Source organism: Pantoea sp. X-Soil-TKNS-1207 (assembly GCF_059730485.1).
The window spans coordinates 1,639,409-1,660,915 of the sequence record NZ_AP035958.1 but is presented as its reverse complement, the minus strand read 5'-3'; the positions used below and the strand labels follow the sequence as shown (position 1 = coordinate 1,660,915).

Genomic DNA, 21,507 nt, shown 5'->3' with positions numbered 1-21,507 from the left:
CGTAAGATTCCACGCCACTGCGTGACAAAATATAAAAAAGGCCCGCAATGCGGGCCTTTTTTCACAGCGGTGTGAATTACACCTTGCGGAAGATCAGCGAACCGTTGGTTCCACCGAAGCCGAAGGAGTTACACAGCGTATATTCCAGACCACTGACTTGACGTGCCGTATGGGGCACGAAGTCCAGATCACAACCTTCGTCTGGATTGTCGAGGTTGATGGTCGGCGGAACCGCCTGGTCGCGCAGCGCCAGAATCGAGTAGATTGACTCTACCGCGCCCGCAGCACCCAACAGGTGGCCGGTCATCGATTTGGTTGAGCTGACCATGACTGAACTGGCCGCAGCACCAAAGATCGATTTCACTGCCTGCGTTTCCGCTTTATCACCGGCTGGCGTCGAGGTGCCATGCGCGTTGACGTAACCAATCTGCTCCGGGTCGAGCTGCGCATCACGCAGTGCATTGGCCATCGCCAGCGCCGCGCCTGCACCGTTTTCCGGCGGTGACGTCATGTGGTAAGCATCGCTACTCATACCGAAGCCAACGACTTCAGCATAAATTTTCGCGCCGCGTTTCTTCGCGTGCTCGTACTCTTCGAGTACCACGATGCCTGCGCCGTCGCCCAGCACAAAACCGTCACGATCTTTGTCCCACGGACGGCTTGCCGCCTGCGGATTTTCGTTACGGGTTGAGAGAGCTCGTGCGGCACCAAAGCCACCCACGCCCAGCGGCGTACTGGCTTTTTCTGCGCCACCGGCCAGCATCACATCGGCATCGTTGTATGCAATGATGCGTGCAGCGTGACCGATGTTATGAACACCAGAGGTACAGGCCGTCGCGATAGAGATACTCGGACCTTTCAGGCCATACATAATCGTCAGATGACCCGCGACCATGTTGACAATGGTAGAAGGCACGAAGAACGGACTGATTTTGCGTGGACCGCCATTGACCAGCGAGCTGTGGTTTTCTTCAATCAAACCCAGGCCGCCAATGCCAGAACCAATAGCCGCTCCGACGCGACCCGCATTTTCATCAGTCACGACCAGACCGCAGTCCTGCATAGCCTGTATACCGGCAACGATGCCGTATTGGATGAAATCATCCATCTTGCGCTGATCTTTGCGCGAGATGAAATCATCACAATTGAAATCTCTTACCAAACCTGCAAAACGCGTTGCATAGGCACTGGTATCAAAATGGTCGATCAGGTTAATGCCGCTCTGACCGGCAAGGAGAGCACTCCAGGTAGACTCTACGGTATTGCCGACAGGAGACAACATGCCAAGACCGGTCACAACTACACGACGCTTAGACACGTTCGTCCTCCAGGGAGGGATAAAAATAAGCTATGTGGGACAAACCATAAAACTCAGGCGGTCGAGCGACCGCCTGAAGATATTCATTAGCCTTTGTGGCTAGTGATGTAATCGATCGCTGCCTGAACGGTAGTGATTTTCTCAGCTTCTTCGTCTGGAATTTCAGTATCAAACGCTTCTTCCAGAGCCATTACCAGCTCAACGGTGTCAAGAGAATCGGCGCCCAGGTCATCAACGAAGGAAGCGTTGTTTGTAACTTGTCCTTCATCCACACCCAGCTGCTCAATAATGATTGCCTTAACGCGTTGTTCGATATCGCTCATACTATTTAATTTCCTATCAAAACTCGCTTTCGCGATGGTTTTCGTAGTGTATAAAATGTTGAAAAAGATGCAACAAAATCCCGGCTGGTCGAACCACGATTTTACGCTATTCTGCGGTTAATACCGCGAATAATGCAAATGATTTCGTGATTATCAGACCATGTACATGCCGCCATTGACGTGCAGCGTCTCACCCGTGATGTAGGCTGCTTCGTCAGAGGCTAAGAATGCAACAGCATTGGCGATTTCCTGCGGGTCACCTAAGCGACCTGCCGGGACTTCGGCCAGAATGCCCGAGCGCTGATCTTCGTTCAGTGCACGCGTCATGTCCGTTTCAATAAAGCCCGGTGCCACGACGTTCACGGTAATGCCACGTGACGCGACTTCTCGCGCCAGTGATTTGCTAAAGCCAATCAAACCTGCTTTTGCTGCAGCGTAGTTTGCCTGACCCGCGTTACCCATGGTTCCAACTACAGAACCGATGGTGATGATACGGCCCACGCGTTTTTTCATCATGGCACGCATAACCGCCTTAGAAAGACGGAAGACCGATGTCAGGTTGGTATCAAGGATATCCGCCCACTCATCGTCTTTCATGCGCATCAACAGATTGTCACGCGTAATGCCTGCATTATTGACTAAAATGTCCACTTCGCCAAATTCTGCGCGCACTTTCTCGAGCACGCTCTCAACGGAAGCAGGATCGGTCACGTTCAGCAGCAGACCTTTACCACTGTTGCCGAGGTAAGCACTGATTGCCTCCGCGCCGCTTTCGCTGGTGGCGGTACCCACCACTTTAGCACCGCGCGCTGCCAGCGTTTCCGCAATGGCGCGACCAATGCCGCGGCTCGCGCCAGTAACCAGCGCAACTTTACCTTCAAAGCTCATGATTTTCCTCTTATTCCTGTGTAAGCGCAGCAGTCAGTGACGCGGGATCGTTCACCGCTGCGGCGGTCAGGCTGTCCACAATACGTTTGGTAAGACCGGTCAGCACTTTGCCTGGACCCATCTCCAGCAACTGGGTTACACCCTGCGTGGCAATAAATTCAACCGCTTCCGTCCAGCGTACCGGACTGTAAAGCTGACGAACCAGCGCGCTACGGATCGCTTCCGGGCTGGTTTCGCATTTCACGTCAACGTTGTTGACCACCGGCACTGACGGCGCATTAAAGGTGATCGATTCGAGCGCCACGGCCAGTTTCTCGGCGGCAGGCTTCATCAGCGCGCAGTGAGACGGCACGCTGACCGGCAACGGCAGCGCACGTTTGGCACCGGCTGCTTTACAGGCCGCGCCAGCACGTTCAACGGCTTCTTTGTTACCGGCAATCACTACCTGACCCGGCGAGTTGAAGTTAACCGGTGAAACTACCTGGCCCTGTGCACTCTCTTCACAGGCTTTGCGGATGGCTGCGTCATCAAGGCCGATAATCGCCTGCATGGCGCCCGTACCTTCCGGCACCGCTTCCTGCATCAGCTTACCGCGCAGTTCAACCAGCTTGATGGCATCAGCAAAATTCAGCACGCCCGCGCACACCAGCGCCGAGTATTCACCCAGGCTGTGACCTGCCATCAGCACCGGTTGCGCCGCGCCTTTGCTCTGCCAGACGCGATAAATCGCGACGGAAGCGGCCAGCAACGCGGGCTGAGTCTGCCAGGTTTTGTTCAGTTCTTCAGCCGGTCCCTGTTGCACCAGCTGCCACAAGTCATAGCCCAGCGCATCAGAAGCTTCACGGAAAGTGGCTTCTACCTGCGGGTATTCAGCAGCCAGATCGGCCAACATACCGACGGTCTGCGATCCCTGTCCTGGGAACACAAAAGCAAATTGCGTCATCTTTCGTTCCTGTAATCAAAAGCGAACCAGCGCGGAACCCCAGGTGAAACCACCACCAAAGGCTTCCAGCAGAATCAGTTGTCCTCGCTGGATGCGGCCATCACGTACGGCTTCATCCAGCGCGCTTGGCACCGATGCGGCAGAGGTGTTGCCGTGACGATCCAGCGTCACCACCACTTTATCCATCCCCATGCCGAGCTTTTTCGCTGTCGCGCTGATAATGCGCAGGTTAGCCTGATGCGGCACCAGCCAGTCGAGCATTTCACGATCGAGATTATTCGCCTGCAGCGTTTCATCGACAATGTGCGCCAGTTCGGTCACGGCCACTTTGAAGACTTCGTTGCCTGCCATGGTGAGGTAAGCCGGCTGCGCCTGGTTCTCACGATCCTGGTAAGGCAGCGTCAGCAATTTGCCGTAGCGACCGTCAGCGTGCAGATGGGTAGAAATGATCCCCGGCTCGCTGCTCTGCCCCAGTACGACCGCGCCCGCGCCATCACCAAACAGGATGATGGTGCCGCGATCTTCCGGGTCCAGCGTACGGGCCAGCACGTCCGCACCAATCACCAGCGCATGTTTCACTGCACCGTTTTTGATGTATTGATCGGCCACGCTGAGGGCGTAGGTAAAGCCTGCGCATGCTGCCGCAAGGTCAAACGCGGCGCAATCATTGATCTCCAGCATTTGCTGGATCATGCAGGCTGAACTGGGGAAGGCGTGGCTGGAAGAGGTCGTCGCCACAATGATCAAGCCAACGTCACTGGCCGCCACACCCGCCATCTCCAGCGCGCGTTGTGCAGCAGTGTAACCCATGCTGGCTACGGTCTCATCCGGCGCTGCAATGCGGCGTTCACGGATGCCGGTACGGGTGACAATCCACTCGTCCGAAGTCTCCACCATTTTTTCCAGGTCCGCGTTGCTACGCACCTGGCTGGGCAAATAACTGCCCGTACCGAGAATTTTGGTAAACATCTACGCTTTGTCACTCCTGGCTAATACAGTGTTCAGGCGCGCCGCAATCCGCTCTGGGACTTGCCGCCGCACCGCCTGCTCTGCCTGCTCTATCGCCACGGCAAACGCGCGTTTATTCGCCGCACCGTGGCTTTTGATTACCGTCCCGCGCAATCCTAACAGACAAGCGCCATTGTACTGGTCGGGGTTGAGATGACCGAAACGCTTCGCCAGACGCTTTTGAATCCAGCGTCCCAGCCATTTCAGCCACCAGGCCCGTTTTTTTCCTTCCCCTGACGATTTCAACAGCGAAAGAAACATTCTTACCACGCCTTCCATGGTTTTCAGCGTGACGTTACCGACAAAGCCATCGCAAACCAGCACATCCGTTTTGCCGGTGAGGAGATCATTCCCCTCAAGATAACCAATATAGTTGATTTGCGGGGATTCCCGCAGCACCGCCGCTGCTGTACGGATGCTTTCCAGACCTTTGCTCTCTTCCTGCCCGATGTTGAGCAGTGCGACGCGCGGTTGCGGAATAGCCAGCACTTCTTCGGCTACGACCGCGCCCATCACGGCAAATTGCACCAGCATCTCACTGTCGGAGTCGACGTTCGCGCCCAGGTCCAGCACCACAGTTTTACCGTGCTGCTGGTGCGGCAGCACGGTCATTAACGCCGGACGTTCAATCCCGTCCAGCGGTTTCAGCAACAGCTTAGCCAGGCCCATCAGCGCACCGGTATTTCCCGCGCTGATACAGGCCTGCGCCTTACCCTCTTTTACCAGCTCGAGCGCAACGCGCATCGAACTGCCGCGACTGTTGCGAATCGCCTGAGAAGGTCTGGCATCACTTGCAATAACCGATTCGGCAGGGATGACCTGCACACGCCCCGTTACCGAGGAATCCGCTTTGGCAAGTAATGGCGTGATGATGTCGGGATTACCGACCAGAAGAAGAATCAGTTGCGAATGAGAGGCCAGTGCCTGCAAGGCTGCAGGCACTGTCACGCAGGGACCGAAGTCCCCGCCCATGGCATCAATCGCCAGGGTCAAACGTGTCAAAGTATCGCCTTGCGTAACCGCAAGAATTACTTAGCGATAACCTTGCGACCGCGGTAGTAACCATCCGCAGTGATGTGGTGACGCAGATGAGTTTCGCCAGAAACTTTATCTACAGACAGAGTGGTGGTGGTCAGAGCGTCATGAGAACGACGCATGCCACGCTTAGAACGGGTGGGTTTATTCTGTTGTACGGCCATGGACCTTACTCCTATTACTTACGCTTTAAACTGGCTAATACGGCAAATGGGTTTGGTTTTTCTGCCTCTTCAGGCAACTTTCCAAAGACCATGTCCGCGTCGGACACTTCACAGTGTTCAGAATCATGCACCGGAACCACGGGCAGTGCGAGGATGATTTCATCTTCAATCACCGCCAACAGGCTGATCTCGCCAAAATCATCGACATCAACCGGTTCGTAGGCTTCCGGCAGTGCCTCGGCCTGTTCCTCCGTAGAGACAGGACTGAAGCAATAGCTTACGTGGACATGATGCGGAAACGGCTGGTTGCAGCGCTGACATAACAACGTAACCTGCACTTCAGCTGTTCCTTGCAGAACCGCGAGGCGCTGGTTGTCAACCGCAAACGACATGGCACATTCCACATCACTGTCCACACTCACGACCGAGTCGGCCACGCGCGCCACCAGTTCAGGTGTATAAACGCCATGATAATCAAGGCGTTTCTGCGCGGCGCGTACCGGATCGAGCGTCAGGGGTAATTTTACCTTTTGCATAGGGCGCGAATATTAACTTTGTAACGTCATAGAGTCAAAGAAAAAGGCCGTTTTACGGCATCTTTCACCCGTTAGTCGCATCCAGTGCGGCGCACAGTTTAAAATGACTGTCTTCTTTACGCTATCAATTCTGAAAAAAAATGATGACACCGCTGATTTTGGCTTCAACCTCCCCCTTCCGTCAGGCTTTGCTCGGCAAACTTGGCCTTCCTTTTATCTGTGCCGCGCCGCACACTGATGAGACGCCACAGCCCGGTGAAGCGGCTGAAACGTTAGTGCAGCGGCTGGCACTGGCGAAAGCGCAGGCGCTGGCTGCCCAGTACCCGGAGCACTGGATCATTGGCTCCGATCAGGTATGCGTGCTGGATGGCAACATCACCGGCAAACCGCTGACCGCCGAAAACGCCCGACGGCAACTGGCGGCAGCCAGCGGCAAAGCCATTACGTTTTATACTGGCCTGGCGTTGATCCAGCCGCAAAGCGGCCAGCAATTTCTCTGTTGCGAACCCTTTACCGTGCATTTTCGCGCCCTCAGCGCCGCTGAGATCGCCGGTTATGTCGAGAAAGAGCAGCCATTGCAGTGTGCAGGCAGCTTCAAAAGCGAAGGTCTGGGGATTTGTCTGTTTGAACGGCTGGAAGGTCGCGATCCCAATACGTTGATTGGCTTACCGCTGATTGCGCTGAATGCAATGCTGCGACAGGCGGGCATCAATCCATTAGCCTGAGGCCAGTCTTCGCACGCAAACGTAGCAGCGCGATTTATCGCGCTGCTATCGGAGGTGACTTACGCTTTTTTCAGCCGCAGCTGTGCCAGGCAATGCTTCAGAGCGCCATCGAGCGGCGCTTCCATCCGCAGGGTTTCCCCGCTGTTGGGATGGGTAAAGGTGAGCGCGGCCGCATGGAGGAACAGACGGGACAGCCCGGTTGCTGCCAGCTGACGATCAAACTCACGGTCGCCGTAACGATCGTCAAAAGCGATGGGATGCCCCCCATGCAGGGTATGAACGCGAATCTGATGGGTACGACCGGTTACCGGGCTGGCTTTGACCAGCGTGGCGAAGCCAAAGCGTTCTTCGACTTTAAAACGCGTCTCCGAAGGTTTACCTTCCGCGCTGACGCGCACCACGCGCTCGCCACTTTGCAGGATATTTTTCAGCAACGGCGCCTGCACCACTTTCAGATGCGATGGCCAGTCACCACGCACCAGCGCCAGATAATCTTTCTGCATCCCCTTCTCGCGCAGCTGTTCGTGCAGCGAACGCAGCGCGGAGCGTTTTTTCGCCACCAGCAAAATACCGGAAGTGTCGCGATCCAGTCGATGCACCAGTTCAAGGAAGCGCGCTTCCGGACGCAGCGCGCGCAATCCTTCAATCACGCCAAAGCTCAGGCCGCTGCCGCCGTGTACCGCAGTCCCCGACGGTTTATTCAGCACCAGCAGATAATCATCTTCATACAGGATGGCATCGGCCAGCGACGCCACTTTTTCCAGCTTCGGTGATACCGCCTGTTCTTCGCGTTCGGCAACCCTGACCGGCGGGATACGAATTTCATCGCCCTCTTCCAGTTTATATTCGGGTTTGATGCGCTTTTTATTAACCCGCACTTCGCCTTTACGCAGAATGCGATAAATCATACTTTTCGGCACACCCTTCAATTGGGTGCGCAAAAAGTTATCAATTCGTTGTCCGGCATTTTCAGCCGTAATGGCGACAAACTGTACGCCAGGATTCTCTGTTTTCATGGCGGCGATTCTAAATAGTGTCCCTGGATAGCGCCACCCCTTTTTCTGTGCTTAACTCTCTCTTTGTTGTGTTACTGAAGCGTCAAAATGCTGACTTTTTCAGCGATGCAATGATTACCCCTGCAAATGAACAGGTTAAGGATGAATAAACTTCACAGCTCGGCAAAAGTCGCCTTGCTATATGAAGGTTAGCAATGGAATAATGCAGGGGTTTCTGCCCTGGAAAGATTCAGGCCAGAAAAAGAGCGAAATAAGTCATTTTGCCGGATTAAACGGACACGCAGCAATGGCGTAAGACGTAATGTTAAATCAGGCACTTAGCGGGCTGCGGGTTGCGGCCTGGACGACAGACTGGGATGTGTGGATTTTTGAATACTCTGTAGCATTTCCACCTTCAGGCGCTGGATTTCCTTATGAAAAACAGGCCACCGACAAGATTTGCGCCCCTTTAGCCGCCGACAACCGTGAGGTTGACGTCAGTGCATTAAAGACACGGGGCCATCGGTTGATTCTCGTCCAGGGTAACGATGCCCGCAGCTTTGTCACTCATGAGAGAATAACGAGTAAGTCACGATGAAAAGAATGTTAATTAACGCAACTCAGCAGGAGGAGTTGCGCGTTGCCCTGGTTGACGGACAACGTCTGTACGATCTGGATATCGAAAGCCCCGGACACGAGCAGAAAAAAGCCAACATCTATAAAGGTAAAATCACCCGTATTGAACCCAGCCTTGAAGCTGCGTTTGTTGATTACGGTGCTGAGCGTCACGGTTTTCTCCCTCTGAAAGAAATTTCCCGCGAATATTTCCCCGCCAATTACAACGCGCATGGACGTCCCAACATCAAAGATGTGCTGCGTGAAGGTCAGGAAGTCATCGTTCAGATAGATAAAGAGGAACGCGGTAATAAAGGTGCAGCACTGACGACCTTTATTTCGCTGGCCGGTAGCTACCTGGTGCTGATGCCGAACAACCCGCGTGCGGGTGGCATTTCACGCCGGATTGAAGGCGATGATCGTACCGAACTGAAAGAAGCGCTGTCAGCCCTGGAACTGCCGGAAGGCATGGGCCTGATTGTCCGTACCGCGGGCGTCGGCAAATCTGCCGAATCCTTACAGTGGGACCTCAGCTTCCGTCTGAAGCACTGGGAAGCGATCAAAAAAGCGGCCGAGAGCCGTGCGGCGCCGTTCCTGATCCATCAGGAAAGCAACGTGATCGTGCGCGCCTTCCGCGACTATCTGCGTCAGGATATCGGTGAAATCCTTATCGATAACCCGAAAGTACTGGAGCTGGCGCGTCAGCATATCGCTGCGCTGGGCCGTCCGGACTTCAGCAGCAAAATCAAACTGTACACCGGTGAAATCCCGCTGTTCAGCCACTACCAGATCGAATCGCAAATCGAATCCGCCTTCCAGCGCGAAGTGCGTCTGCCGTCCGGTGGTTCGATTGTTATCGACAGCACCGAAGCCCTGACCGCTATCGATATCAACTCCGCCCGCGCGACCCGCGGTGGCGATATCGAAGAGACCGCGTTCAACACCAACCTCGAAGCCGCCGACGAAATCGCACGTCAGCTGCGTCTGCGTGACCTTGGTGGCCTGATTGTTATCGACTTCATCGACATGACGCCAGTACGCCATCAGCGTGCCGTGGAAAACCGTCTGCGTGAAGCGGTGCGTCAGGATCGTGCGCGTATTCAGATCAGCCATATTTCACGCTTTGGTCTGCTGGAGATGTCGCGTCAGCGCCTCAGCCCGTCACTGGGTGAATCCAGCCATCACGTCTGCCCGCGCTGTAGCGGTACCGGCACCATCCGTGATAACGAATCGCTGTCGCTGTCCATTCTGCGTCTGATTGAAGAAGAAGCGCTGAAAGACAACACCAAAGAAGTCCACGCGATTGTTCCGGTACCGGTGGCCTCTTACCTGCTGAACGAAAAACGTGATGCGGTAAGCGCCATTGAGAAGCGCCAGGGTGGCGTGCGCGCCATCATCGTGCCGAACGATCAGATGGAAACCCCGCACTACTCCGTCCTGCGCGTGCGTAAAGGCGAAGAAACTCAGACCCTGAGCTACCATCTGCCGAAGCTGCATGAGGCCGAAATGGCGCTGCCTTCGGAAGAAGAACAGGCGGAGCGTCGTCGTCCTGAGCAGCCAGCTCTCGCCGCGTTTGTGATGCCGGATGCGCCACCTGCGCCGGTTGAAGTGGACGAAGAAAGCAAACCTGTGGCGAAAGCGGAGCCGAAAGCCAAAGCTACCGCCACTGTCGCAGCCCCGGCCACCACCACCGGCTTTATGTCTCGCCTGCTGGGCGGCCTGAAGAAACTGTTTGCGGGTGATGCACCGGCAACGGCTCCTGCGGCCAGTGAACCAGCGGAAAGCAAAGCGGCTGAAGGTGAAAACACCCAACCGCGTGGCGATCGTCGTAATAACCGTCGCAACAACCGTCGTGAACGCACGCCGCGCAACGAGGAGAACGCACCGGTACGTGAAGCTCGCGAAGCCCGCGAACCGCGTGAGCCACGCGAAGCCCGCGAGCCGCGCGAACCGCGTGAAACCAGCGAGAACCGTCGCAACAAACGTCAGAACGAGCCGCGTGAAGAACGCAGCCCGGCGCAGACGGAAGAAGCCCGTCAGCAGCGTGAAGAACAGCAGCAACAGCGTCGCGAGCAGCGTGCTGAGCGTCAGCGTCGTCGTCAGGAAGAGAAACGCGCCCAGCAGCAGGAGCAGAAAGCCGCTGAGCCGATCGTTCAGACCGATATCGTTGAAGAGGCGGTAGAGCAGGAAGATGAACGCGTTCAGGTGATGCCGCGTCGCAAGCAACGTCAGCTGACGCAGAAAGTGCGTTTTGGTGACAACAGCGAGTCAGCCACTGACGCAGTAGCGCCGGTAGTTAACGAAGCGCCGGTCGAAACCGCACAGCGCGCGCCGCAGTACGACGAACCGGAAGCGGTTAACGATGAACAGGATGACGTTGATAACCGTGACAGCGCCAATATGCCGCGCCGTTCACGTCGTTCGCCACGTCACCTGCGCGTTAGCGGCCAGCGTCGTCGTCGTTACCGTGACGAGCGTTATCCAACCCAATCCGCGATGCCGCTGGCTGCCGCTGCTGCGTCACCGGAAATGGCATCCGGTAAAGTGTGGGTGCGTTACCCGGTTGCACAGGCTAACGAAGAGCTGGCCACGCAGGATGCGCTGAACGAGACGCCGGACTACAGCCGCGAAGAGACCGCTGCTGCCGTTGCGCTGCCCGCCAGCGCCGAACTGGCGCAGGAAGTGGTGGCTGAGCAACACGCAGAAGCCGCCGTGCATCAGGCTGAACCGCAGGCACACACCGATGTGCCGGTGGTGAACACTGATGACACCAGCGCGATTGAAGCGCCGGTCCATGAGGAACCTGCGGTGATTTCTGCGGCGGATGAAGTGGTGGCTGAAGCCACTGCGGCGGAAGCCGAACCGGCAGCAAGCGTAGCTGAAGAGGCCACTCCTGTCGTGAACGAAGCCGTCGCCGTCGCCGCGCAGGAACCTGCCGACGTGGCACCGGAAATCGCCGCTGAAGTGGAAGAAGTGCTGGCGGCTCCGGTCACAGCGGAAGCGCAGCCGGCAGCGGTGAGCGAACCTCATGCACCTGTCGCCGCTCGTGATACTGCGGTGAACAATGCAGAAACGCGCTGGAAACATTTCGCCTCTGCGCCGATGACCAAAGCACCGGCACCGGCATGGGAACCTGAACCGGCTCGCCACAGCGATTGGGTACGTCCGCCGTTCGCCTTCGCAGGCAGAGGTTCTGCGGGCGGCCACAGCGCCACCCAGCAGGCCACCGCACCGGCAACCAAACCGGAAAGCATCTAAGCGATTCGTTCCACAGTGAAAACCCCGGCCAGTCCGGGGTTTTTTTATTGCCGTACCGGCGACGCGATTTATCGCGCGGGTCAGGTGCCGGATAGCGCCCGATATGCCCCCCGACCTTACAGGCAAAAAAAATCCCACGGCCGGTGAAGGCAGTGGGAAAAAAGAAGCGCACCCGGTTTAAGTACGCTCAAATTTGTCGGTCAGGTTACGAATTCATCTGGAACAGTGACATCTTCGACATCTGGGTAAACACGGTGTAGGACGCCTGCAACGCCGTCTGCTGCATGGTGTAGCTGGAGATCGCCGAGGTGTAATCGACGTTGACCAGGTCACTCATCTGCGTTGACATAATGGTATCGCGGTCATCACCCTGCGCATCCAGCGTGTCCAGCTCATCCATCTTGGTACCCACGTCAGAACGCACGGCCAGCACGTTGTTGAGTGAGTTGCTCAGGCCACGGTTGGTCTTATCCATCGTCGCCTGGAAGGTGGCTTTGGTTGCATCGTCAGCGTCATCCTGCGGAACTTTCAGCGCCGCAATCGCGCTATCGAGCATGTTAAACAGGTTGGTCTCGCTGGCGCTGCCGTCCGGCTCGGCTTTGGCGTTGCTGGTGATCGACATAAACACCGAGGAGCCAGTGTTGCCAACCGCCATCGTACGGCTGTCATCCACCTTCTGGGTAATCGCATCGCTGCCACCTACATAGGCGACGCCGGTACCATCATCGGTGAAAGGCGCGGTTTCGGTTTTGTAGCCCGCATAGATATAGTTGCCGTTACCGTCTTTGCTGTTGGCCTCGCCCAGTAACTGCGAACGGATCCCTTCCAGCTGGGTGGCGATTGACGCGCGGTCATCATCGCTCAGCGTACCGGTGGAACCGTAGACGATCAGGGTCTGCGCATCCTGAATACTGCTGGTGACGCTGGAGAGCGAATTCTCTTCCATCGACAGGCTCTGGTTGGCAAAGCTCCGCGCGGTGGCATATTGGGTGCTTTTCGCCTGTGACTGCGACAACACCACGGCACGCGAGGCGGCAATCGGATCATCAGACGGATTGTTAACGCGGCGGCCGCTGGAGAGCTGCTCACCCACTTTCAGCCAGGAGGATTGCGAATCGGTAATGCCGCGCACCTGCTGGTTGAAAATCATATTGGTACTAAGACGCATGTTTTTTATCCTCTCTCTGCTTAGCCGAGGCTATCGATCAGCGCGTTAAAAATGGTGCTCGCCGTTTGCAGCACCTGCGCATTCGCCGTGTAATATTGCTGATATTTAGTCAGGTTGGCGTACTCCTCGTCGAGGTTGACGCCCGATACGGACTGCTGACGATCGCTCAGCTGGTTCACCACGTTTTCCTGAGTAGTGCTCTTGGTTTCCAGCGTGCTGGTTTTGTTACCGACGGTACTCACCAGGCTGGCGTAAGCCTGCGTCAGGGTAGCGTTGCCATTGACCAGATTGGCATCCTGCAAATCCATCATTTTCTGGGCATTGGTGTTATCACTTTCACCGCCGTCGGCAGTACCCGCAGCGGCAATCTGTGATTCATCGGTGATGGCGACAGACATATCGCCAATCACGTTCTGCACCGGTTTAACCAGGAAGCTGTCTTTGGCAGCAGGCGTCCCGCTTACGGTCAGTTGCAGGCCGTCAAAGCTCAGGGTGGTATTACCATCGGCATCGGTACCCTGCGTCGGCGTCACGCTGACGTTGTCCGAAGCACGGACCACCGACCAGTTGCTGCCGTCATAGCTCACGGTGTAGTTCGAGGCTTTCACCGCGCTGGTATCTGTCCAGCTGGCGGTCAATGACGCCGTGGAGGTGTTTTTGGTGTTGTTCAGCACTTCCGGGCTGCCGATGTTGAAGAAATTAGTCCCCTGATCGCCATTGGCGTCATAACCGGCGGTCTGTACGGCGTTGAAACTGGTGGTGAAGGCTGCCGCCAGCTGGCCCAGTTGGTTCTGCGCGTTGTCCAGGTCCTGAGAACGGAATGCCAGCAGGCCACCAAGCGAGCCGGTCGTCAGGGTTTTTTCAGGAATTTCTACGTTACCCGCCTGCTTATCAACATAACCCACGGTGATACGTGACGGGTCGCTGCTGGAGGGCATCGCCACCAGCGAGGTGCTGTTTTTGCCGTTAACCAGCGTGGTGCTGCCCATGGTCACGATATAGCTGCCATCCTGCTGCGACACGTTCACGCCGACGATATTATTCAGGCTATTGACCAGCTGATCGCGCTGATCCAGCAGATCGTTCGGTGCCGTGCCGCCACCGGTGGTCAGCTTGCCAATCTGAGTATTCAGATCGGCAATCTGGCTGGTGTAGGTGTTGATTTGATCAACGCTGGAGGTGATATCCGTGTTCACGCTGTTCTGCATATTCGTCAGATATTGCGAGGAACTCTGGAACTGGTTCACCAGCCCCTGGGCGTAGCTCAGCAGCGACTGACGCGCAGAGGGGTCGTTGGCGTTGCTGACCACGTTCTGCACGTTAGTAAAGAAACTTTGTAACGAATCGGACAGGCTGGTGGTGGACGTCGACAGCAGGTCATCGATATTGGAAACCTGTGAATACTGAGTATTCGCCGCGCTATAGGTAGCGCTGGCGCTGCGTAACTGCGCGGTGATGAAATCATCATACTCACGCTGCACGCCGGTCACCGTCACGCCGTTGCCGTAATAGCTGTTGCCCGACAGAGTACTGCTCGACTGCGCCAGAATAGTGGTTTGCCGCGAGTAACCTGCCACGGTGTAGTTACTGATGTTGTTACTGGTGGTACTTAATGCGGCCTGTGCGGCGCTCAGCCCGCTCATCGCTGAGTTGATTATACTGGACATCTCGGTTCCTTAATTTCCCGTTCACCGGGCTGGCTGTCATCAGTGCGGTTTCCAGGGCGTCGGAACGCCCGAGGACTATGATGGTTATCGGCGTGCTTAAGTGAAACTTGAGGTAAAAAATCAGAACAAATCGCTCAAATCCTGGCCGTAAGCCTTCACGACTTTTTCGCCCATGTTTTTGAATTGCTGAATCATTCCCACCAGCTTTTGCGCATATTTGGGATCGGTGGCGTATCCGGCGGCCTGCAACGCCTGCGCGCCCTGCTCGGCGGTCTGGGCGTTGGCCACGGCGGCATAACGGGGGTTGTTCGATAGCAGTTTGACGTAGTCGGTCAGCGCTTCGACATAGGAGCCGTAGACGCGGAAACTGGCCCGCACTTTTTTCGCTTCACCGTGATCGTATTCGGTGGTCATGATGTCGGTGGTCTCCCCTTTCCAGTCGCCCCCGGCCTTGATACCAAATACGTTGTAGCTCGGCTTGCCGCTGCGCGTCAGGATCTGGCGCTGGCCCCAGCCTGACTCCAGCGCAGCCTGCGCCAAAATCAGGTGATGAGGAATGCCGCTCTCTTCACTCGCCACTTTGGCGGGCTGCGCCAGCTGGGCAATAAAGTCGCTGCTGTCGCCGGATAAACTGCCCGGTGACACCGGCAGGCGCGGCATCGCCTTGCGCACCATCTGCTCCAGCTGCATCGGTGCCATGCTGCTGATAATGAAGCTGTTATCCAGCTTCATCGGCACGGTGCCCGCGGTTTCATCCGGTTCCTGCGCGGGCTGCATCTGTTTAACGATGGTGTCCGCCAGTCCGAGTCCGCGTTTCCCCATCTCCTGCGCAATCTGCTGATCGTACATCGAGGTAAACAGTCGCGTTTGATCGTTGCTCAGCAGGCCATCCTGCGGCAGCGCCTCACGCATACTCTTCAGCATCATCTGTACGAACATCCCTTCAACCTGCTTCGCCACCTGTAAGGCTTTGCCTTTCGGGTCGGTACTGGCTTCGCGTTTCAGGTCATTGAGCGAGCGGCTGTCATAAGCCGCATTCATCAGCGATTGCGTATCACTCATCAGATAATTTCCAGTTTGGCGCGCAGACAGCCCGCACTCTGCATCGATTGCAGGATCGACATCAGATCAATCGGTGAAGCGCCAAGGGCGTTAAGCGCGCGCACCACATTGTTGAGGTTGGCACTGGCGTTGACGCGTTGCAGCGCTCCGCCGCTCTGGCGCAGATCGATCTGCGTCTGCGTAGTCGCCACCGTCTGCCCACCGGCCAATGGCGTATTCGGCTGGCTGACGTTCTGCTGCTGGTTCACCGTCACCGACAGGTTGCCCTGCGCCACCGCACAGGTGTTCAGGCTCACTTCACGGTTCATAACCACCGACCCGGTACGTGAGTTGATGATCACTTTGGCGTCTTCCAACGGTACGTTAACCTCAATGTTCTGGATTTCCGCCAGCTGACGGACCTGCGAGCTATTGTTCGGAGACACACGGATCTGCACGGTACGCGCATCCAGCGGCTGGGCGCTGCCGTAACCGCCACGGTTAATGGCATCCGCAATCAGCTGCGCCATGGTGAAATCTTCGTTGTTCAGTTGCAGGTTGATGGTGTTCTGGCTGCCAAAGTTGCTTTGCAGCTCACGCTCCACGGTGGCACCGCCGGTAATACGGCCGCCGTTCAGCTGGTTGACCTGCACGCTGCTGCCCCCTGCCGCCGCACCCGCACCGCCAACCAGAATGTTGCCCTGTGCCAGGGCGTAGACCTGGTTGTCCACCCCTTTCATCGGCGTCATCAGCAGGGTGCCGCCGCGCAGACTTTTGGCGTTACCCAGTGACGAGACCACCACATCGATGTTCTGCCCCTGGCGCGCAAACGACGGCAGCTTCGCCGTCACCATCACCGCCGCCACGTTTTTCAGCTGCATGTTGGTGCCGGTAGGTACGGTGATGCCCAGCTGCGACAGCATGTTGCTGACGGTTTGCGTGGTAAACGGCGTCTGGGTGGTCTGGTCACCGGTGCCATCCAGACCTACCACTAAACCATAACCAATCAGCTGGTTGTCGCGCACGCCCTGCACGGTGGTCAGATCGCGAATGCGGTCAGCATGCGCAATGAGGCTGAAACCGAGCAGCAGGCTCAGGCTCAGACGCAGCAGAGTGTTCATTTTCATCGTAACCTCTTACATCGGCGAGACGTTCAGGAAGAAGCGCTGGAACCAACCCATGGTCTGCGCCTCATTGATATAACCATTGCCGACATACTCAATACGTGCATCGGCCACCGCGGTTGACAGCACCGCATTGCTGGCGCTGATGGTGCGCGGGTTAACCACACCGGAGAAACGAATAAATTCGGTTCCCTGATTAATCTCGATCTGTTTCTCACCCACGACGCGCAGGTTGCCGTTTGACAGCACCTGGTTGACGGTGACGGTGATGGTGCCGGTAAAGGTGTTGTTGGCGGTTGCGCCCCCTTTGCCAGCGAAATCGTTTTTACCTTCGCCATCCAGACCCACTTTCTGACCACTGGCGCCTACCAGGCCGTTAAGACCGGTCGGTACGGTAGTCAGACCGAAGCTGCCACTGCCATCGCGGCTGGCATTGGCTGACGAACTTTTGCTGGCGCTGACGTTTTCCTGCAGGGTAATCGTCAGGGTATCGCCAATATTACGTGGACGGCGATCCTCGAACAGCGGCTGATAGCCGTAGTTCAGCGGCGCGACGCCCTGGAAAATGGAACCATTGACCACCGGCGGCGCAGAAGGCGTAGGCTCAGCCGTTGTCGAGCCTTGTACCAGTGGCGTGCGTGGTATCAGCGCACAACCGTTTAACGTCAGTAGCGACAAGGCTACTAACCAATGCCCAGGCTTGAGGATCACTTGCTTCGCCACGGAGTTCTGACCTTATTCATGTTCTTAATCAGGCCAGCGAGGCTGGCCCAAAGACACCAGATTTATAACTGGGTTAACTTCTGCAGCATCTGGTCAGAGGTACTGACCGCTTTGCTGTTGATCTCGTAAGCACGCTGCGTCTGGATCATGCTCACCAGCTCTTCCGCCACGTTGACGTTGGAGGTTTCCACATAACCCTGATACAGCAGACCCGCGCCGTTCTGACCCGGCGTGCTCTGAGTCGGCGCGCCTGAAGCCTGCGTCTCCTGGTAGAGGTTTTCACCCATGCTGTCGAGACCGGCATCGTTCATAAAGGTGCTGAGCGTCAGCTGTCCCACCTGCGCCGCATTGGTCTGGCCCTGCTGCGTCACGCTCACCACGCCGTCACGCGACACGGTAATGCTGGTGGCGTTGGCAGGAATGGTGATGCCCGGCTGCACCGGATAACCGGCGTTGGTCACCAGCTGGCCATTCTGGTCAACCTGGAATGAACCGTCGCGGGTATAGGCAGATGTGCCATCCGGCAGCTGAACCTCAAAATAGCCCTGACCGTTGATCGCCAGGTCTTTTGAGTTGCTGGTCTGCGACAGGTTGCCCTGCGTATGCAGACGTTCGGTGGTTACCGGACGCACACCGGTACCGATCTGCAAGCCAGACGGTAAGGTGGTTTGTTCGGATGACTGCGTGCCCGGCTGACGGACGGTCTGATACATCAGGTCTTCAAACACCGCACGCGAACGCTTAAAGCCGTTGGTGCTGACGTTCGCCAGGTTGTTGGCGATGACGTCCATGTTCGTTTGCTGGGCATCAAGACCGGTTTTCGCAATCCATAAGGAACGAATCATTGTTTTTTCCTCAGCCTTAGCTGCTCATATTGAGCAGCTGGTTGGCTTTTTGTTCGTTTTCATCGACGTTCGAGATGACCTTCATCTGCATTTCGAAGCGTCGGGCGTTGGCGATCATATCGACCATGGTTTGCACCGGTTTGACGTTACTGCCTTCCAGCACGCCAGATGACACCTGCACCGTGGCGTCATTCGCCAGCGTTGCACCACGGGTCGCCTGGGTTTGTGCGGTGGGGCGGAACATCCCGTCGTCACTGCGTTGCAGCTCCTTGCCAGTGGCTTTTACCAGCTTCAGGCGACCAATCTGCACCGTCGCATTGGGGGCATCACCGGCGTTACGCGAGGTGATGGTGCCATCCGCAGCGATAGTCAGTTCAGCGCCTTGCGGCACGGCAATCGGCCCGCCATCGCCCATCACGGGATTGCCCTGGATTGTCAGGATGCCGGTGGAGCTGATTTGCATGTTGCCGTTGCGGGTATAGGCTTCGGAGCCGTCAGCGGTTCGCACCGCCAGCCAGCCATCCTGCTGCACCGCCACGTCGAGTGCGCGGCCGGTGTTATCCATCGCCCCCGCTGTCATATCGGCACCCGGCGTAGACGCCGTGACCAGAGTACGCGTCGGCAGTGACCAGCCATTAACCGGCACCGCGCGGAACGCGTCCAGCTGGGCACGAAAACCCGGCGTGGAGGCGTTGGCGAGGTTGCTGGCGGTGACGGCCTGCTGCTCCAGCGTCTGACTGGCGGCGCCCATCGCGGTATATATCGCGTGATCCATAATGCAATCCCGTTAGTGAGTTAACGCAAGTTGACCAGGGTGTTGAGGATCTGGTCCTGAGTTTTGATGGTCTGCGCGTTCGCCTGATAGTTGCGCTGCGCGACGATCATGTTGACCAGCTCGTTACTCAGATCGACGTTGGAAGCTTCCAGCGCGCCTGCGGTCAGTGAACCGAAGGTGCCGGTACCGGCAGTGCCGATCGCCGCCTGACCCGATGCACTGGTGGCGCTCCACACGTTGTCACCTTCAGACTGCAAACCTTCCGGGTTGGAGAAACTCGCCAGCGCGATCTGGCCCAGCAGCTGGGTTTTCTGGTTGGAGTAGGTACCGGTGATGGTGCCGTCGTCGTTGATGGTGTAGCTGCTCAGGTCGCCCGGCGCATAACCATCCTGAACCGGGTTACCGAAGGTGGTGGTGCCGGTGTTCTGTTGCAGGCTGCCCTGCATACTCAGGGTGATAGTCTGGCCTGCCGCCGCCCCGTTGGTGCCGGCAATGGTCAGATTTGTCGTGGTCGCACCGGCCACACCGCCAAGGCTGGTGAGGTTGCCGCTGCTATCAAAGCCCATGGTGAAATCGCCAGCCGACGTGCCGGTGGTGGAGTCAACCGCATGGACCGTCCAGCTGTTGTCAGCCGTTTTGACGTAGTACATGTCGAGGGTGTGATCGTTACCCTGCGAGTCGTATACCGTCATGGTGCTTTTGGCGTTGTAGCTGTCAACGTTAGAGGCATCAAAAGTGGTCACGGTCGGCGTGGTGCTGGTGGAGTTAAGGTTCGCCACCTGAGTCGCGGTGCCGGTCGCCTTGGCTGACATCTGCGTGGTCGGAATGCTCAGCGCCACCGGCGATGCGCCGGTCTGAATGGTCGCCGGTGAACCGCTGGCCGGATAACCGGTCACATTCAGGCCCTGGGTGTTCACCAGGTTACGGTTTTCATCCAGCGTGAACTGGCCGTTGCGCGAGTAATACACCGCACCGCTGCTGTCGGTCATACGGAAGAAACCGTTGCCGCTCAGCGCCACGTCCAGACCACGGCTGGTGGTGGTGGTGGTGCCGTCGTTAAAGTTCTGAATAACCGCCGCGACTTTGGTGCCAAGGCCCACGTCTGAACCGGCAAACATATCGGCAAAGGCGATGGTGCTGGATTTAAAGCCCGCTGTGGCGGAGTTGGCGATGTTGTTACCAATGACGTCCAGGTTGCTGGAGGCAGCACCCAGGCCACTCACCGCTTGGGAAAAAGACATGTTAATTTCTCCGATTTACAGGTTGATTAGAGAATCTGACGTACTTCATCAAGGGTCGCACTGCCCATGGTGCCGAGGTCCAGTGTTGAGGTGTCGTCCGCAGTGCTCACGCCACTGACGTAGGCGTAATTCAGCGGCTGCGCCACCAGTTGGGTGCTGCCATTGCTGGCGGCGATTGAAACGCTGTACTTGCCATCCGGTGCGGTAGAACCGTCGGTCAGGGTGCCATCCCACGAGAAGGTATGGACCCCGGATGACAGCGCACCCAGATCGATGGTGCGAATCGTCGCACCGGTTGAATCTTTGATGGTGGCAGTGGTGGCGGTTGAAGCCGTGGTCAGTTCCACGCCAAATGGCGTGGTGGTGCCGCTGCCCACGAGGATCTGGCTGCCATCGACCATCACACCATGCCCAATCAGGGTGGTGCTTTGCAGGCTCTGACTGGTGCTGATCTGCCCGGAGATCGAACCCAGCGTGGTATTGAGTTTTTCAATGCCGCTCAGGGTGTTGATCTGTGCCAGCTGCGTGGTGAGCTGGCTGTTGTCCATCGGGTTGGTCGGATCCTGGTTCTGTAACTGCGTCACCAGCATGGTCAGGAACTGGTTCTGTAAATCCTGCGCACTGTCAGCAGTGCTGCTGCTGGAGGAGCTGAGGACTGAGGGGTCCAGGTTTTCGTTAACGCCTACCGCGATACCCATTCTGTTTCTCCGTTACTGACCCATCGTCAGCGTTTTCATCATCATTGATTTCACGGTGTTCAGGACTTCCACGTTCGCCTGATAGCTGCGTGATGCCGACATGGTGTTAACGGTCTCTGCCACCACATCCACATTGGGCATCTTGACGTAACCTTTCTCGTCAGCCATGGGGTTACCGGGGTCATACACCAGTTTTGCCGGTGCGGGATCGTTCACTACCCCGGCCACTTTTACGCCACCGGTCGCCATACCCGGTGCGGCATCGGTCTGGAACACTACCTGCTTCGCCACATAGGGCTGACCATCCGGCCCGGTGACGCTGTCGGCGTTGGCCAGGTTACTGGCGCTGACGTTGAGACGCTGTGACTGCGCCGTCATTGCCGATCCGGCGATATCAAAGATATTTAGCAATGCCAT

At 56.9% G+C, this 21,507-nt stretch carries 21 protein-coding genes; 2 read left to right on the top strand and 19 right to left on the bottom strand.

The annotated features are described in order from the left end of the window. Positions 1 to 76 precede the first annotated feature (76 nt). The 8 genes from fabF to yceD form a co-directional block, all read right to left on the bottom strand. A complete protein-coding gene (gene fabF / locus AC6I8V_RS07645) occupies positions 77 to 1,318 on the bottom strand; it encodes a beta-ketoacyl-ACP synthase II (protein WP_497845282.1) in 1,242 nt (413 codons plus the stop codon). An 86-nt stretch (positions 1,319 to 1,404) separates the two neighbouring features. Next, positions 1,405 to 1,641: an acyl carrier protein gene (acpP, locus tag AC6I8V_RS07640; RefSeq protein WP_497845281.1), complete on the bottom strand. Its 237-nt coding sequence runs from the start codon at positions 1,639 to 1,641 to the stop codon at positions 1,405 to 1,407. 153 nt (positions 1,642 to 1,794) lie between these two features. Then, on the bottom strand, positions 1,795 to 2,529 hold the full coding sequence (gene fabG / locus AC6I8V_RS07635) for a 3-oxoacyl-ACP reductase FabG (protein ID WP_497845280.1): 735 nt from the start codon (positions 2,527 to 2,529) through the stop codon (positions 1,795 to 1,797). A 10-nt stretch (positions 2,530 to 2,539) separates the two neighbouring features. Beyond that, entirely contained in the window at positions 2,540 to 3,472 is a 933-nt protein-coding gene (gene fabD / locus AC6I8V_RS07630) for an ACP S-malonyltransferase (protein WP_497845279.1), read from the bottom strand. Positions 3,473 to 3,487: 15 nt separating this feature from the next. Beyond that, positions 3,488 to 4,441: a beta-ketoacyl-ACP synthase III gene (locus tag AC6I8V_RS07625; protein WP_497845278.1), complete on the bottom strand. Its 954-nt coding sequence runs from the start codon at positions 4,439 to 4,441 to the stop codon at positions 3,488 to 3,490. Next, positions 4,442 to 5,482: a phosphate acyltransferase PlsX gene (plsX, locus tag AC6I8V_RS07620; protein WP_497845277.1), complete on the bottom strand. Its 1,041-nt coding sequence runs from the start codon at positions 5,480 to 5,482 to the stop codon at positions 4,442 to 4,444. Between the two features lie 26 nt (positions 5,483 to 5,508). Then, positions 5,509 to 5,679 (bottom strand): 50S ribosomal protein L32, encoded by a 171-nt coding sequence (gene rpmF, locus AC6I8V_RS07615; RefSeq protein ID WP_013508656.1) that lies wholly within the window; start codon positions 5,677 to 5,679, stop codon positions 5,509 to 5,511. Between the two features lie 14 nt (positions 5,680 to 5,693). Next, positions 5,694 to 6,215: a 23S rRNA accumulation protein YceD gene (yceD, locus tag AC6I8V_RS07610; protein WP_497845276.1), complete on the bottom strand. Its 522-nt coding sequence runs from the start codon at positions 6,213 to 6,215 to the stop codon at positions 5,694 to 5,696. Positions 6,216 to 6,358: 143 nt separating this feature from the next. On the opposite strand from yceD, the gene AC6I8V_RS07605 reads away from it, so the two are divergent. After that, entirely contained in the window at positions 6,359 to 6,940 is a 582-nt protein-coding gene (locus tag AC6I8V_RS07605; RefSeq protein WP_497845786.1) for a Maf family protein, read from the top strand. A 59-nt stretch (positions 6,941 to 6,999) separates the two neighbouring features. Here the strand turns inward: AC6I8V_RS07605 and rluC are convergent, their stop codons facing one another. Continuing rightward, the gene (gene rluC, locus AC6I8V_RS07600; protein WP_497845275.1) at positions 7,000 to 7,956 is read right to left on the bottom strand and encodes a 23S rRNA pseudouridine(955/2504/2580) synthase RluC; all 957 of its coding nucleotides are present in this window, start codon (positions 7,954 to 7,956) and stop codon (positions 7,000 to 7,002) included. Positions 7,957 to 8,529: 573 nt separating this feature from the next. Here rluC and rne point away from each other — a divergent pair. Then, positions 8,530 to 11,808 carry a ribonuclease E gene (rne, locus tag AC6I8V_RS07595; protein WP_497845274.1) on the top strand — a complete coding sequence of 1,093 codons (3,279 nt, stop codon included), beginning with the start codon at positions 8,530 to 8,532 and terminating at the stop codon, positions 11,806 to 11,808. Positions 11,809 to 12,013: 205 nt separating this feature from the next. Here rne and flgL read toward each other — a convergent pair whose 3' ends face one another. The 10 genes from flgL to flgC form a co-directional block, all read right to left on the bottom strand. Continuing rightward, positions 12,014 to 12,976 (bottom strand): flagellar hook-associated protein FlgL, encoded by a 963-nt coding sequence (gene flgL / locus AC6I8V_RS07590; protein ID WP_497845273.1) that lies wholly within the window; start codon positions 12,974 to 12,976, stop codon positions 12,014 to 12,016. A 20-nt stretch (positions 12,977 to 12,996) separates the two neighbouring features. Further along, complete coding sequence (gene flgK, locus AC6I8V_RS07585; RefSeq protein ID WP_497845272.1) at positions 12,997 to 14,643, bottom strand: flagellar hook-associated protein FlgK; 1,647 nt, start codon at positions 14,641 to 14,643, stop codon at positions 12,997 to 12,999. A 120-nt stretch (positions 14,644 to 14,763) separates the two neighbouring features. Further along, positions 14,764 to 15,705 (bottom strand): flagellar assembly peptidoglycan hydrolase FlgJ, encoded by a 942-nt coding sequence (gene flgJ, locus AC6I8V_RS07580; protein WP_497845271.1) that lies wholly within the window; start codon positions 15,703 to 15,705, stop codon positions 14,764 to 14,766. Beyond that, complete coding sequence (locus tag AC6I8V_RS07575) at positions 15,705 to 16,811, bottom strand: flagellar basal body P-ring protein FlgI (protein WP_497845270.1); 1,107 nt, start codon at positions 16,809 to 16,811, stop codon at positions 15,705 to 15,707. Before AC6I8V_RS07575 ends, flgJ begins: the two co-directional genes overlap by 1 nt. A 9-nt stretch (positions 16,812 to 16,820) precedes the next feature. Further along, positions 16,821 to 17,531, bottom strand: a complete 711-nt coding sequence (locus tag AC6I8V_RS07570; protein ID WP_497845269.1) for a flagellar basal body L-ring protein FlgH — start codon at positions 17,529 to 17,531, stop codon at positions 16,821 to 16,823. Positions 17,532 to 17,593: 62 nt separating this feature from the next. Beyond that, entirely contained in the window at positions 17,594 to 18,376 is a 783-nt protein-coding gene (gene flgG / locus AC6I8V_RS07565) for a flagellar basal-body rod protein FlgG (RefSeq protein ID WP_497845268.1), read from the bottom strand. A 16-nt stretch (positions 18,377 to 18,392) separates the two neighbouring features. After that, complete coding sequence (locus AC6I8V_RS07560; protein WP_497845267.1) at positions 18,393 to 19,151, bottom strand: flagellar basal body rod protein FlgF; 759 nt, start codon at positions 19,149 to 19,151, stop codon at positions 18,393 to 18,395. A gap of 20 nt (positions 19,152 to 19,171) precedes the next feature. After that, a complete protein-coding gene (gene flgE / locus AC6I8V_RS07555) occupies positions 19,172 to 20,392 on the bottom strand; it encodes a flagellar hook protein FlgE (RefSeq protein ID WP_497845266.1) in 1,221 nt (406 codons plus the stop codon). A gap of 26 nt (positions 20,393 to 20,418) precedes the next feature. After that, on the bottom strand, positions 20,419 to 21,090 hold the full coding sequence (gene flgD, locus AC6I8V_RS07550) for a flagellar hook assembly protein FlgD (RefSeq protein WP_497845265.1): 672 nt from the start codon (positions 21,088 to 21,090) through the stop codon (positions 20,419 to 20,421). Positions 21,091 to 21,102: 12 nt separating this feature from the next. Next, entirely contained in the window at positions 21,103 to 21,507 is a 405-nt protein-coding gene (gene flgC, locus AC6I8V_RS07545) for a flagellar basal body rod protein FlgC (protein WP_497845264.1), read from the bottom strand.

Bases quoted from the DNA above. Each gene is read 5' to 3' on its own strand.
- acpP (WP_497845281.1), bottom strand. From the start codon at position 1,641: ATGAGCGATATCGAACAACGCGTTAAGGCAATCATTATTGAGCAGCTG.
- fabG (WP_497845280.1), bottom strand. From the start codon at position 2,529: ATGAGCTTTGAAGGTAAAGTTGCGCTGGTTACTGGCGCGAGCCGCGGC.
- fabD (WP_497845279.1), bottom strand. From the start codon at position 3,472: ATGACGCAATTTGCTTTTGTGTTCCCAGGACAGGGATCGCAGACCGTC.
- AC6I8V_RS07625 (WP_497845278.1), bottom strand. From the start codon at position 4,441: ATGTTTACCAAAATTCTCGGTACGGGCAGTTATTTGCCCAGCCAGGTG.
- rpmF (WP_013508656.1), bottom strand. From the start codon at position 5,679: ATGGCCGTACAACAGAATAAACCCACCCGTTCTAAGCGTGGCATGCGT.
- yceD (WP_497845276.1), bottom strand. From the start codon at position 6,215: ATGCAAAAGGTAAAATTACCCCTGACGCTCGATCCGGTACGCGCCGCG.
- AC6I8V_RS07605 (WP_497845786.1), top strand. From the start codon at position 6,359: ATGACACCGCTGATTTTGGCTTCAACCTCCCCCTTCCGTCAGGCTTTG.
- rluC (WP_497845275.1), bottom strand. From the start codon at position 7,956: ATGAAAACAGAGAATCCTGGCGTACAGTTTGTCGCCATTACGGCTGAA.
- rne (WP_497845274.1), top strand. From the start codon at position 8,530: ATGAAAAGAATGTTAATTAACGCAACTCAGCAGGAGGAGTTGCGCGTT.
- flgL (WP_497845273.1), bottom strand. From the start codon at position 12,976: ATGCGTCTTAGTACCAATATGATTTTCAACCAGCAGGTGCGCGGCATT.
- flgK (WP_497845272.1), bottom strand. From the start codon at position 14,643: ATGTCCAGTATAATCAACTCAGCGATGAGCGGGCTGAGCGCCGCACAG.
- flgJ (WP_497845271.1), bottom strand. From the start codon at position 15,705: ATGAGTGATACGCAATCGCTGATGAATGCGGCTTATGACAGCCGCTCG.
- AC6I8V_RS07575 (WP_497845270.1), bottom strand. From the start codon at position 16,811: ATGAAAATGAACACTCTGCTGCGTCTGAGCCTGAGCCTGCTGCTCGGT.
- flgG (WP_497845268.1), bottom strand. From the start codon at position 18,376: ATGATTCGTTCCTTATGGATTGCGAAAACCGGTCTTGATGCCCAGCAA.
- AC6I8V_RS07560 (WP_497845267.1), bottom strand. From the start codon at position 19,151: ATGGATCACGCGATATATACCGCGATGGGCGCCGCCAGTCAGACGCTG.
- flgE (WP_497845266.1), bottom strand. From the start codon at position 20,392: ATGTCTTTTTCCCAAGCGGTGAGTGGCCTGGGTGCTGCCTCCAGCAAC.
- flgD (WP_497845265.1), bottom strand. From the start codon at position 21,090: ATGGGTATCGCGGTAGGCGTTAACGAAAACCTGGACCCCTCAGTCCTC.
- flgC (WP_497845264.1), bottom strand. From the start codon at position 21,507: ATGGCATTGCTAAATATCTTTGATATCGCCGGATCGGCAATGACGGCG.